This window comes from Streptomyces coeruleorubidus, assembly GCF_028885415.1.
Lineage (GTDB): Bacteria > Actinomycetota > Actinomycetes > Streptomycetales > Streptomycetaceae > Streptomyces > Streptomyces coeruleorubidus_A.
Genome location: NZ_CP118527.1, coordinates 697,655 through 709,905, shown reverse-complemented (window position 1 = coordinate 709,905; position 12,251 = coordinate 697,655). Strand labels below are relative to the sequence as shown.

12 protein-coding genes and 2 pseudogenes are annotated in these 12,251 nt (G+C 69.1%); 11 read left to right on the top strand and 3 right to left on the bottom strand.

Annotation, left to right across the window (positions count from 1 at the left end; all coding sequences use genetic code 11):
• Positions 1 to 39: 39 nt before the first annotated feature.
• A pseudogene (locus tag PV963_RS03405) lies at positions 40 to 129 on the bottom strand (haloacid dehalogenase); the annotation flags it as partial.
• Positions 130 to 334: 205 nt separating this feature from the next.
• Here PV963_RS03405 and PV963_RS03400 point away from each other — a divergent pair.
• Positions 335 to 865, top strand: coding sequence for a hypothetical protein (locus tag PV963_RS03400; RefSeq protein ID WP_274814061.1), 531 nt, complete (start codon positions 335 to 337; stop codon positions 863 to 865).
• A gap of 123 nt (positions 866 to 988) precedes the next feature.
• Positions 989 to 1,132: pseudogene (locus tag PV963_RS43915) on the top strand (transposase); the annotation flags it as partial.
• Positions 1,133 to 1,545: 413 nt separating this feature from the next.
• Here the strand turns inward: PV963_RS43915 and PV963_RS03390 are convergent.
• The gene (locus PV963_RS03390) at positions 1,546 to 2,367 is read right to left on the bottom strand and encodes an SCO6745 family protein (RefSeq protein ID WP_274814060.1); all 822 of its coding nucleotides are present in this window, start codon (positions 2,365 to 2,367) and stop codon (positions 1,546 to 1,548) included.
• A gap of 50 nt (positions 2,368 to 2,417) precedes the next feature.
• Entirely contained in the window at positions 2,418 to 3,254 is an 837-nt protein-coding gene (locus PV963_RS03385) for an alpha/beta fold hydrolase (protein WP_274814059.1), read from the bottom strand.
• A 300-nt stretch (positions 3,255 to 3,554) separates the two neighbouring features.
• On the opposite strand from PV963_RS03385, the gene PV963_RS03380 reads away from it, so the two are divergent.
• The 9 genes from PV963_RS03380 to PV963_RS03340 all read left to right on the top strand — a co-directional run bounded on the left by PV963_RS03380 (position 3,555) and on the right by PV963_RS03340 (position 12,243).
• The gene (locus PV963_RS03380) at positions 3,555 to 4,754 is read left to right on the top strand and encodes an acetyl-CoA C-acyltransferase (RefSeq protein WP_274814058.1); all 1,200 of its coding nucleotides are present in this window, start codon (positions 3,555 to 3,557) and stop codon (positions 4,752 to 4,754) included.
• 10 nt (positions 4,755 to 4,764) lie between these two features.
• A complete protein-coding gene (locus PV963_RS03375) occupies positions 4,765 to 5,394 on the top strand; it encodes an HAD family hydrolase (protein ID WP_274814057.1) in 630 nt (209 codons plus the stop codon).
• A gap of 143 nt (positions 5,395 to 5,537) precedes the next feature.
• On the top strand, positions 5,538 to 7,064 hold the full coding sequence (locus PV963_RS03370) for an AMP-binding protein (protein WP_274814056.1): 1,527 nt from the start codon (positions 5,538 to 5,540) through the stop codon (positions 7,062 to 7,064).
• Positions 7,065 to 7,119: 55 nt separating this feature from the next.
• Positions 7,120 to 7,812, top strand: coding sequence for a TetR/AcrR family transcriptional regulator (locus PV963_RS03365; RefSeq protein ID WP_274814055.1), 693 nt, complete (start codon positions 7,120 to 7,122; stop codon positions 7,810 to 7,812).
• A 142-nt stretch (positions 7,813 to 7,954) separates the two neighbouring features.
• Positions 7,955 to 8,773 (top strand): SDR family oxidoreductase, encoded by an 819-nt coding sequence (locus tag PV963_RS03360; protein ID WP_274814054.1) that lies wholly within the window; start codon positions 7,955 to 7,957, stop codon positions 8,771 to 8,773.
• On the top strand, positions 8,770 to 9,582 hold the full coding sequence (locus PV963_RS03355) for an enoyl-CoA hydratase-related protein (RefSeq protein WP_274814053.1): 813 nt from the start codon (positions 8,770 to 8,772) through the stop codon (positions 9,580 to 9,582). Before PV963_RS03360 ends, PV963_RS03355 begins: the two co-directional genes overlap by 4 nt.
• The gene (locus PV963_RS03350; RefSeq protein WP_274814052.1) at positions 9,569 to 10,798 is read left to right on the top strand and encodes an acyl-CoA dehydrogenase family protein; all 1,230 of its coding nucleotides are present in this window, start codon (positions 9,569 to 9,571) and stop codon (positions 10,796 to 10,798) included. The genes PV963_RS03355 and PV963_RS03350 overlap by 14 nt, the downstream gene beginning before the upstream one ends.
• A gap of 1 nt (position 10,799) precedes the next feature.
• A complete protein-coding gene (locus PV963_RS03345; protein WP_274814051.1) occupies positions 10,800 to 11,582 on the top strand; it encodes an SDR family oxidoreductase in 783 nt (260 codons plus the stop codon).
• Positions 11,575 to 12,243 carry a phosphotransferase family protein gene (locus tag PV963_RS03340; protein WP_274814050.1) on the top strand — a complete coding sequence of 223 codons (669 nt, stop codon included), beginning with the start codon at positions 11,575 to 11,577 and terminating at the stop codon, positions 12,241 to 12,243. The genes PV963_RS03345 and PV963_RS03340 overlap by 8 nt, the downstream gene beginning before the upstream one ends.
• Positions 12,244 to 12,251 lie beyond the last annotated feature (8 nt).

The window sequence follows — 12,251 nt, the reverse complement described above, 5'->3', positions numbered from 1 at the left end:
CTGATCAAGTTCTTGGCCGTCTTCGTTCTGTCGCCCGGCGAAAGTGGGCAGTTGCTCAGCATCTGGGCTGTGCCACTGAATCGTGGTCCACGGCCCGCGACGTACGAGTGCCGTGTGCATGCCCGCGCTCTCCGTGCCTCCCCGGGGACCCCTCCCGGTATGGCGCGGCAGACTCGCGGATGTGACGAGCATGTTCCCGGGCCTTACGCCCCCGCCGGACGCGCATGGCGAACCCCGGCCGCCGGCCGCGCCCCGCGTGACCGGGCCCTGGCCTGGCCGGTACGAGGTGAAAAGCGGCCACTTCGGGGCAGCCGACGAGCGGTGGGTCGCGCAGATGACAGGGGAAGACCGGCTGCTCGAAACCGTCTTCGCACGCCGCCCCGATCGCTGGCGGTACGCCGCGAAGGCCGCGTTCGTGGGCGTGGTGCCGGTGACGGTGGTCATGCTGATCCTGATGGTTGTCCAGGGCGCCCCGGGCGAGGCGTACGTGATCCTCGGCGAGGTCGTCGCCGGCGGGTGGCTCCTCTACGCCCTGATCTACGGCCTCTTCCACGACCGCCACATCGCCCTGGAGGCCGGACCACGCACGCTCGCCGAGGTGGACGTCAGCGGCAGCATCGAGGTGCCGCTCTTCGAGCTGGACGCCGTCACGGTGGTCAACTGGGCACGGCTCGGTCTGTGCCTGCGACTGGCGAAGAGCAACAGCAGCCTGGTCGTCCCCTTCGGCCTGATGGAGGGCAACCAGCGGCTGTGGGACCTCGTGTACCACGGCGTACGACACTCGGTCGCCGCCGGCGCCAAAGCCGACGAACGCACACGCCGGTTGTTGGGCCTTCCCGGCCTGACCCCGGCCGAGCAGTCGTAAAGCTGGACGGGCCTCGCCGCGGGCGCCTCAGCCGAGTCAGCCGGCGACGCGAGCCGAGATCACTCAACGTAACGAAGCACTACTAGGCAGTGCCTCTCCGATCATTGGATTGTTGGACTATCTGTGAGGGGCGGGGCGATATCTGACGTTGCGTGGTCGGTGATTGGACCGTTGCTGCCGCCATTGAGCCGTGCCCGGGGCAGGTGGCGTGATCACCGTCAGGTTCTTGAGGGCATCGTGTTCAAGTTCCGTACCGGTGTGCCATGGAGGGATCTGACCGGAGCGGTTCGGGCCCTGGCAGACCGTGCACGGACGCTTCGCCCGGTGGGCGGCCGACGGCACCTTCGACCGGCTCCCGGCCGCAGCCCAAGGGCGGGCGGAGGTGGACTGGCTGGTCGCGCTGGGCCGGCCGCTGTCCTTCACAGTCACGGCCGGCACGCGCAGGGACTGCACCCAGGCAGAAGCAGTCATCGACCTCATTCGTGTTGCAGGGTGTGGGCCGGGGCGGCCTCGCGTCCGGCCGGGAGCGGGTCGTGGCCGACAAAGGCTACTCGGCCCGCTCCTTCCGGGCCTACCCGCGCAGACGCGACAACTTCTGAACACTGCCGCCCGCCCGTCGGCCCTCGAAGGGGCGGCTGATTCTCTTGCTCACCCTGCGAGACGGTGAGATCGGGGCCCGGTCAACCCAGATGGAGAAGGCCGGCTTCGACGACGGCACGGCCGAAGGGGCTCGCGAGTTCGGCGAGACGCTCGCAGTCGGAGTCACCAAGGGCGGCGTAGGCGGGAAGGGCCAGGCGGTCGGTGCGGTCCTCGATGTGCCGGCGCAGGAGTTCGCCTTCCGGGCTGAGGGAGTCGCCATCCAGGAGACCTCGCTCGCGCAGGTGCTCCTGGGTGCCGGCCCACTCCTCCTCGGGCCATGCGCGGCTCGCCTTGAGGAAGTCGACGGGGACCTCACCGGTCGCGGCGTGCAGAATCAGCGCCTCCAAGCCTCCGACACCCTCGCTCAGCAGGCATGCGACATGGCCGTCTCCACGGAACTCCCGGAGCAGTGTCTGGGCATGCCACAGCCGCAGCACCGGCTCCTCCGGCCACGGCAGTGCGGCATGCGCCGCGAACAGCGGGCGGCCCTGCGCGTGTTCGCAGGCCGCCTCGGCAGCCCGGCGGGTCAGCGCCAGCACCTCGTCCACGTGGGGCAACTCGTGAATTCCCGCCCGTCGCAGGGCTTCGCCCGCCGCGGCGTACCGCGCGTCCAACACCTGCTGCGGCGTCGTTGCGTCCCAGGCCCCGTCGACCGCCTGCCGTACGACCTCGGGGTTGAAGTTGTAGAAGGTCGAGATGACCAGTTCGGCGGAAGCTTCGCCGAATGCGGCGCTCCTGGAAGCGAAGTACCCGGCGCGACCGCTCAGGCCGAGGTCCGCGTACCGTCGCCTTGCCTCGGGAACGAAGTAGATCATGCCGTGGACGGGCTCGAGACGGCGCCAGGCCGCGCGGGCAGTCTGCATCGGGTCACCTCTTCGGAGAGTCGACGAACGGGACATTCGCTGCGGGTTCACTACTCGCCGTGCGCTTGCAGGTGTTCGAGCAGCAGGCGGCTCAGCGTTTCGGGCGCCTCCTCGGGGATCCAGTGGCTGACGCCCCGGAGGGTCTCGAACCGGTACGGCCCGTTGACCCATTGCTCGGTCTCCTGTGCGGCTGCCGGACCGAACGCGCTGTCCTCCGTGCTCCAGACGTACAGCGTGGGGACGTCGATGACGCCGATCGCGCCGTCGGGGCGGCCGGCCCGATACCAGTTCAGCGCCGCGCTGAGAGCGCCCGGCTGGGACAGGTGCGACACGTAGGCGTCGGCGCTGCCTTGTGGGACCTTTCCGGCGTAGAAATCGCGAAGCTCTTGGGCATCGTGGGCGAGCATGCGCTCCTCGGTCGCTGGTGTCTCGCGCCAGTCGATCATGTAGTGGGAGCGTTCGCGCTGATCCTGGTCGGTGCGCAGGGTGGTGGCCAGAGCGCCGGGGTGCGGGGTCGAGACCACCGTCAGGGTGCGCACGCGGCCGGGGTGGGCGTGCGCGGTCCACCAGGCCACCGCGCCTCCCCAGTCATGGCCGACGAGGTCGAACGCCGCCCAGCCCAGTTCCTCACTGATCGCGACCACGTCGTCCACGAGAAGGCTGATGCGATAGTCCTCGGGCCGCTGAGGGCGGGCGCCGGGGGAGTACCCACGCTGGTCGGGCGCCACCACCCGGTAGCCGTGCGCGGCCAACGCCTCGATCTGCCGCCGCCACACCAGCCCTGTTTGCGGGAAGCCGTGCAGCAGCAGCGCGGGGCGGCCCTCGGGCGGACCAGCCGCGATCGCGTCGAACACGCCCGCACCCGTGGAGATGCTCAGCTGAGTCACGATCCACCTCTCCGTACCGACTGGTCGGTACCCTTCAGGCAAGGGAGCGGACTGTCAAGAGCCGACCGTGGTTGAACCTGACGCCGAATTCAATTATAACCGGCGGAAGGCCGACCATCGGTTCCAGTGTGGGCGTGAACATGCCATCCGTCGCCCGAGGAGACGGTCAATGAGCCTTCTCCATACGGCAATTGGTGTTCGGCACCGCCTACCGGCAGTCGAGCCCGGCTCACGGAGCTCGGAGTTCCGGCCCCCGAAGCCCCCCGGACGAACCGGGCCTACAGGAAGCAGTGAGGCGACATGAGGGAAGCAGTCATCGTTTCGACGGCACGCACGCCGATCGGAAAGGCCTACCGCGGCGCGTTCAACGACACCCAGGCGCAGGAACTCGCCGCCCACGCCCTTTCCCACGCGGTGCAGCGGGCCGGGATCGAGGGTGATGAGGTCGAGGACGTGATCTTCGGCTGCGCCGTGCAGCAGGGGTCGTCGGGTTTCAATGTCGCGCGTCAGGCTGCTCTCCGCGCCGGACTTCCGGACATCGTGTCGGGGATGACGATCGACCGGCAGTGCTCTTCGGGCCTGATGGCCATCGCGACGGCAGCCAAGCAGATCGTCGCGGACGGAATGCAGGTCGCTGTCGGCGGCGGTGTCGAGTCGATCTCCCTGGCGCAGAACGACCACATGAACACCCACCGCATGGCGGATCCCTGGCTGGTCGAGCACAAGCCGAGCATCTACCTGCCGATGCTGCACACGGCGGAGATCGTCGCCGAACGCTACGGCGTGAGCCGGGAACGCCAGGACGAGTTCGCGCTGATGTCACAGCGGCGCACCGCGGCGGCGCAGGAGGCCGGCCGGTTCGACCAGGAGATCGTCGCGCTCGACAGCGTCAAGAAGGTCCTGGACAAGCAGTCCGGCCAGGTGCGGGACGAGGCGGTGACCCTGACCCGCGACGAGGGCAACCGCGCGTCGACGACGCTCGAAGGCCTGGCCGGATTGGCGCCGGTGCTGCCCGACGGTCAGGCGAGCGCGCATTCCAGCGTCACGGCGGGCAACTCCTCGCAGTTGTCGGACGGGGCTTCGGCGTCGGTGCTGATGGAGTCGAAGGAGGCCGAACGCCGGGGAATGGAACCGCTGGGCATCTACCGGGGCATGACCGTTGCCGGCTGTGGGCCGGACGAGATGGGCATCGGTCCGGTGTTCGCCATTCCGAAACTGCTCAAGCAGCACGACCTCACCATCGACGACATCGGCCTGTGGGAACTCAATGAGGCGTTCGCCTCCCAGGCGCTGTACTGCCGGGACGAACTGCACATCGACCCGGAGCGGTTCAACGTCAACGGCGGCGCCATCTCGGTCGGTCATCCGTACGGAATGACCGGGGCCCGGCTTGTGGGGCATGCCCTCATCGAGGGCAAGCGCCGCGGCGTCCGGTATGTGGTGATCTCGATGTGTGTCGGCGGCGGCATGGGCGCAGCCGGACTGTTCGAGGTTGCCTGAGGTGCCGAGCGTGACGGACAAGGCGCGCACCGCGGTCCTCGTGGACTTCGGCGGTGTCATCACCTCCAGTGTGCTGCGGGCTTTCACCGACTTCGGCGCCTCGCTCGGCCTCGATCCGCGCCTGCCGCTGGACCTCCTCGGCCGGGACGAGGCATCACGCACCCTCCTGGCAGACCACGAGTGCGGCCGTATCGACGCCGAGGCCTTCGAGCGAGGGTTCGCCGAACGGCTCCGTGCCCACGGCGCCGACGTGGCGGCCGAGGGGCTCACGGGCCGCATGCAGGCGGGCATGTCGATCGACCAGGACATGCTCGCGCTGCTCGGTGATCTCCGAGCCGCCGGCCGTCCCGTCGCGCTCGTGTCCAATTCGTTCGGTACCGGAACCTACGACGGGGTCGAACTCGCCGCTGTCGCGGATGTGGTCGTCATCTCCGCCGAGGTCGGGATCCGCAAGCCCTCCCGGCGGATCTACGCGATCGCATGTGAACGCCTCGGCATCGACCCCGAGGAGGCAGTCATGATCGACGATCTGCAGCAGAACCTCGACGGGGCGGCACGGATCGGAATCGGGGGCGTACTGCACACCAGCGCCGCCGACACCCGCCGCCAGCTCGCCGAACGCTTCGGGATCACCACCTGACCGATACCGGCCGACCGGGCGCGGTGTGGTCGGTCGTCCGGCCACACCTCCCGAGGGCTTGAGGCCGAAGCCGGGCCGAGTCACCTCATCGACGAGGGCCCGAACCACACCACCACCTGCTCACCTCCCGGAAGGCACCGCCCATGACCAGCGTTTTCGATCCTGTGTGCCGCCACGCGGCCGCCACCCCCGACCACATCGCACTGCGCGGCGCCACGGATCAGTGGACCTACCTCCAGCTGCGGGACGCGAGCATGCGGTACGCGGGCGCCCTGGTCGCCGCGGGTCTGTCCCCGGGGGACCGGGTGCTGCTCGCGGCCCCGTCGGTGCCCGAGTTCGTGGTGGCCTACCTCGGGATTCAGGCCGCGGGCTGTGTCGTGGTGCCGGTCAACACGATGTCCACCCGGGCCGAGGTCGAGTACGTTCTCGGCGACGCCGGATGCTCATGGGCGATCGCATGGCACGCCCTCGGCCCGGCTGTCGTGGAGGCGGCCGCGGCGCTCTCGGTGCCCTCCTGGACGCTGTCCCCGGGCGCGTCGGTCACCGCTGCCCCGGCCGACGTCGTCGACCGGGACCGCGACGAGACCGCGGCCATCCTCTACACCTCGGGAACCACCGGGCGGCCGAAGGGAGCCCAACTCACCGTCGGGAACCTGCTGTCCGCCGGGGAGATCGGCGCCGAGTGCAGCCGTGCCTCGAGCGCCGACCGCACCGGCACCGGACTCCCGCTGTTCCACGTGTTCGGCCAGGCATCGGTCATGATGGCGACCTTGACCGTGGGCGGCTCGATGTCGTTGCTGGCCCGATTCGACCCGGCGTCGATGCTGGACATGCTGCGCCGCGACCGGCTCACCATCATGGCCGGCGTGCCGACCATGTGGAACGCGCTGCTGCACGCGGCGGGTGACGCGAACCCGGCGGACTTCGCCCGGCTCCGGGTCGCCGTCTCCGGCGGCGCGTCGCTTCCCGGCGAGATCGCCCGGGCCTTCGAGGCCCGCTTCGGCTGCACCATCCTCGAAGGGTACGGACTCACCGAGACCACCGCGTTCGGCACCTTCAACGACATCGACCGCGGCGGCAGGACCGGGTACACCGGCAGGGCAGTGCCGCGGACGCGGGTCCAGGTGCGTGACGACGACGGCGAGGAGTGCCCGCCGGGGATCGTCGGCGAGGTCCACATCAAGGGGCCCACGGTGATGCGCGGCTACTGGAACCGCCCCGCGGACACCGCCGCGGCCCTCTCGTCCGACGGCTGGTTCCGGACCGGCGACCTCGGTGAAACCGACACGGACGGCGACCTTCGCATCGTCGACCGCATCAAGGATCTGATCATCCGCGGCGGTTACAACGTCTATCCCTGCGAGGTCGAGGAAGTTCTCTACGAGCATCCGGACATCGTCGAGGCAGCCGTGATCGGCGTTCCCGACGAGCACTACGGCGAGGAGGTCGCCGCGCTCATCGCCGCCCGGCCCGGTGCGGAGCTCGGTGCCGCCGAGGTGTCGAGCTGGGCCCGAGAGCGGCTGTCCGCCTACAAGATCCCGCGTATCGTCCGGTTCGTCGACGCGCTGCCCAAGGGCCCGACCGGGAAGATCCTCAAGCGGTCCATCGACCGTACGGCTCTGACCCGCGACAGGGCGCCCGCCGACGTTCCCGCCGCCCGCCGCCACTGAGCCTGCGCCCTCCCGGTTTCTGATTGTGGTGTCGGATTCAAGTACAGTTGCCGGGATGGAGACCACTGCGCACGAGGAGATCGACGGCGAGCAGGCGCCGCCCATGGCGCCCCTGACGCACCTTCGTGAGCCCCCCACGACGCAGCGCGGAGCGCGGACCCGGGCCGCTTTGGTGAAAGCCGCGCGGAAGGTGTTCGAACGGGACGGCTACCTCGACACCCGCCTCACCGACATCACCAAAGAGGCTCAATGCGCGGCGGGATCCTTCTACACCTACTTCGCCAACAAGGAAGAGGTGCTTGCCGCCGTCCTCCTGGAGGCGCAGGAGGACATGATGCACCCCGGCATGGGCCGGGTGGAGGGTACCGACGATCCCTATGCGGTACTCGAGGCGAGCAATCGCGCGTACCTCGAGGCGTACAAACGGAACGCGAAGCTGATGGGCCTGCTGGAGCAGGTGGCTCAAGTGGAGCCGGAGTTCCGTGAGTTCCGGCGCCGGCGCGCCGACGCGTTCATCCGCCGCAATGCCCGTGGCATCGCCGACCTGCAGGCGCGGGGTGTCGCGGACCGTGAGGTCGATCCGATGATGGCCTCCCGTGCGCTGTCGGGCATGGTCAGCGTCATGGCCTACAACGCCTTCGTGCTCGGCGAACGGCAGGAAGACGGTGCGCCGGTGGACTTCGAGGAGCTCGTGTCCACGGTGACCCGGCTCTGGGCGAACGCCCTCCGCTTCCCCGACCACCGCTGATCAGCCTGCCTCGTAGCCGCTCATCCCCCTGGGGTTGGGCGGCTTTCTCCATGTGGTTCCGTGTGGGCAGCTATTGAAGTTGACGTCGGATTCAACTATACAGGTGGACGCATCGCACACCCAGTCAACGGAGAGGGTTGCCGTGAACGTCGCACAAAGAGTCGCCGTCGTCACCGGTGGTGGCGCAGGCATCGGCAGCGCGCTCGTCGCACGGCTCGCTCGCGAGGGCGCCCGTGTCGTCGTCGCGGACCTCGACGCGGACAGCGCTCGGGCAGTGTCGGAGGCAGTCAACGCCGACCGTCAGGGAAGCACCGTCAGCGCCGGCGCGGACGTGTCGGACACCGAGCAGATCCAGCAGTTGGTCGACCTGGCGGAAAGCACCTTCGGTCCGGTCGATCTCTACTTCGCGAACGCGGGCATCGCCGGGGCGCCCGGCCTCGACGCGAGCGAGCAGGACTGGGACCGCTCGATCGACGTCAACCTGCGAGCCCACATCCGTGCGGCAAGGCTGCTGGTACCGCGCTGGCTCGAGCGCGGTGAGGGCTACTTCGTCAGCACGGCCTCGGCGGCCGGACTGCTCACCCAGATCGGCTCCGCCACGTACGCCGTCACCAAGCACGCGGCCGTCGCCTTCGCCGAATGGCTGAGTGTCACCTACGGCGATCGCGGGGTCCGTGTCAGCTGTCTGTGCCCGATGGGGGTGAACACCAAGCTGCTGTCCTCCGGGGAGGACTCCGGGGACGCGCTGGGAAGAGCCGCGACGCGGGCCGTCACCTCCGCGGGTGACGTCCTGGAACCGGCCGAAGTCGCCGACGCCGTCCTGGCCGCCGTCGAGGACGAGCGCTTCCTGGTCCTGCCGCACGAAGACGTTCTTGGGATGTACCGGCAGAAGGGCTCGGACTACGACCGGTGGCTGCGCGGAATGCGCCGGTACCAGAGCTCCCTGCTGGCGCAGGCATGACCGGCGCGCCGGGCGAGCTCGTCCTCGCCGAACACCGAGGTCCGGTGCTGGTGCTCACGTTCAACCGGCCCGCCAAGCTGAACGCCTGGACCGACGAACTCGAGGACCGCTATTTCGCGCTGCTCGACGCCGCCGAAGACGACCCGGACGTACGCGCCGTCGTGGTCACCGGCGCGGGACGCGGATTCTGCGCCGGAGCCGATCTGCAACGGCTGCAGACGGTCGGCGAGGTCTCCGAGGCGGACAGGGCACGGCGCCGTCCACGGGACATTCCGCGGACCCTGCGCAAACCGCTGATCGGAGCGATCAACGGAGTGGCCGCCGGCCTGGGCATGGTGGAGGCCCTCTACTGCGACATTCGCTTCGGCTCGCCCTCGGCCCGGTTCACCACGGCATTCGCGCAACGCGGGCTGATCGCCGAGTACGGGATCTCCTGGCTGCTGCCCCGGCTGGTGGGGCACAGCCGGGCAGCGGACCTGTTGCTGTCGAGTCGCATGGTGGACGCCGAGGAGGCCTTCCGGGTCGGACTCCTCGACCACCTGGTCCCCACCGGGAGTGTGGTGGATGCCGCTGTCGCGTACGCCGCCGATCTGGCGCGGCGCTGCTCCCCGGCGTCCATGGCCACCATCAAGAGCCAACTGAGCAAGGACGCGGACGGCACCTACGCCGATTCCGTGGCCCGGGCGGAAGGCCTCATGCTCCAGGCGTTCCGCGGGTCCGACGTGGTCGAGGGCGTGGCCAGTCACCTGGACAAGCGCCCGCCCGACTTTCCCTCCCTACCCGTCAGGAGTTCGGATGTCCCTGTTTGAGATGTCGGACCGCGCCAAGAAATACCGGGCGGATCTGCTCGAGTTCATGGATGCGCACATCTACCCCGCCGAGGCGGTGTACCACGAGCAGATGCGCGCGTCGGGTGACCCGCACTTCCACCCGCCCATCCTCGAGGAGCTCAAGGCGGAGGCGCGCAGGCGTGGACTGTGGAACCTGTTCCACCCGCATCCGGAGTGGGGCCCCGGTCTGACGAACCTCGAGTACGCGCCGCTGGCGGAGATCATGGGCCGCAGCCACATCGCATCCGAGGCGTGCAACTGCAACGCGCCTGACACCGGCAACATGGAAGTGCTCACGCTGTTCGGCAGCGACGAGCACAAGGAGAAGTACCTCAAGCCCCTGCTCGACGGGACGATGGCATCGGCCTTCGCGATGACCGAGCCGCGTGTCGCCAGCTCCGACGCCACCAACATCGAGCTGCGGATGGAACGAGACGGCGACGCGTACGTGCTCAACGGCCGCAAGTGGTTCGCCTCGAACGCGATGCACAAGAACTGCAAGGTGCTCATCGTGATGGGCAAGACCGACCCCACGGCGGCCCCACATCGCCAGCAGTCGATGATGGTTGTACCCGTAGACGCCCCTGGGGTCACCGTGGTCCGCAACCTCCCGGTGTTCGGCTACGCGGATCGCGAGGGCCATGCGGAGATCATTTTCGAGAATGTCCGGGTGCCTGCCAAGGACGTGCTCAAGGGCGAAGGTGAGGGTTTCGCGATCAGCCAGGCCCGGCTCGGGCCCGGTCGTATCCACCACTGCATGCGGGCCATCGGCGCGGCCGAGCGGGCGCTGGAACTGATGTGCCGGCGCGCACAGTCACGGGTGACCTTCGGCAGCGCGGTCGCCGAACGGTCCAACATCCAGGACTGGATCGCGGAAGCGCGTATCGACATCGAGATGATCCGCCTGCTCACGCTCAAGGCCGCGTATCTCATGGACACGGTCGGCAACAAGGAAGCACGCACCGAGATCGCGGCCATCAAGGTGGCCGCCCCCGAGATCGCGTTGAAGATCGTCGACCGTGCGATTCAGGTGCACGGGGGAGCCGGAGTGACCGACGACTTCCCCTTGGCGATGATGTACGCGCATCTGCGGACGCTGCGGCTCGCGGACGGTCCCGACGAGGTTCACAAGCGGGCCATCGCCAAGCAGGAACTGCGGCAGTACCGCGACGAGGCGACGGCGGCGGTGAGCTGAGATGGCAGGACTCGATCTCACCGGTCGCACCGCCGTCGTCACCGGGGCCTCGCGCGGTATCGGGCTGGCGATCGCCCAGGCCATCGCGGAGGCCGGCGGAAACGTCGTCCTCACCTCCCGGTCCCAGGAGGCGGCGGACGCCGCCGCGGCCCAGGTCAAGGGCACAGCGGTCGGCGTCGGCGCGCACGCGGTCGACGAAGAGGCGGCCCAGCGGTGTGTGGATCTGACGCTCGAGCGCTTCGGCGGCCTGGACATCCTCGTCAACAACGCGGGGACCAACCCGGCCTACGGGCCGGTCATCGACCAGGACCACGGCCGGTTCGCGAAGACCTTCGACGTGAACCTGTGGGCGCCCGTCATGTGGACGGGTCTGGCCACGCGGGCCTGGATGGGGGAGCACGGCGGGGCGGTCGTCAACACCGCGTCGGTGGGCGGCATGGCCTCCGAGGCGAACATCGGGTTGTACAACGCGTCGAAGTCCGCACTGATCCATCTCACCAGGCAACTGGCCTTGGAACTCTCGCCGAAGATCCGCGTCAACGCGGTGGCACCGGGTGTGGTGCGCACGAAGCTGGCCGAGGCTCTGTGGAAGGAGCACGAGCAGGTCGTGTCCGCCTCCATGGCGCTGGGCCGCATCGGGGAGCCTGCCGACATCGCCTCCGCGGTCGCCTTCCTCGTCTCGGACGCCGCGAGCTGGATCACCGGCGAGACCCTGGTGATCGACGGCGGGCAACTGCTCGGCGACGCCCTCCTGTTCAGGCAAGGAACCGGTATCGGTGTCTAGCGCGGACATCGTCGGAATCGACGCCGGGGCCGTGAGCCGCTGGTTCGCCACCCTCGGCGTCGACTTCGCCGGGCCCTTGGCCTTCGAGCGGATCGGGCTGGGCCAGTCGAACCTGACGTATCTCGTCATGGATCAGGACGGCCGCAGATGGGTGCTGCGGCGCCCACCGCTGGGTCATCTGCTGGCGTCGGCGCACGACGTGGCCCGCGAGGCGCGGATTCTCACCGCCCTGGAGAGCGCCGCCGTCCCGACCCCGCGGGTGCTCGGGCTGACCGATGACCCCGCCGTGACCGACGTCCCGCTGTTGCTCATGGAGTTCGTGGACGGCGAGGTCGTCGACAGGATGTCGATCGCGCGGTCGTTGACGCCCGAGCGCCGTCGGGCGATCGGGATGTCGTTGCCGCGGACGCTGGCGCAGATCCACGCGGTCGATCTCGAGGCGACCGGGCTGACCGGTCTGGCCGGCCACAAGCCGTATGCGCAGCGTCAGCTCAAGCGGTGGTCGGCCCAGTGGGAGAGGTCCAGGACCCGCGAACTGCCCGCCCTGGAGGACCTCACCCGGCGCCTCGTCGCGGCCGTGCCGGAGCAGCGTGAACTGACGCTCGTGCACGGCGACTTCCATCTGCGCAACGTCATCACCTCCCACGGCAGCGGGAGGTGACGGCGGTG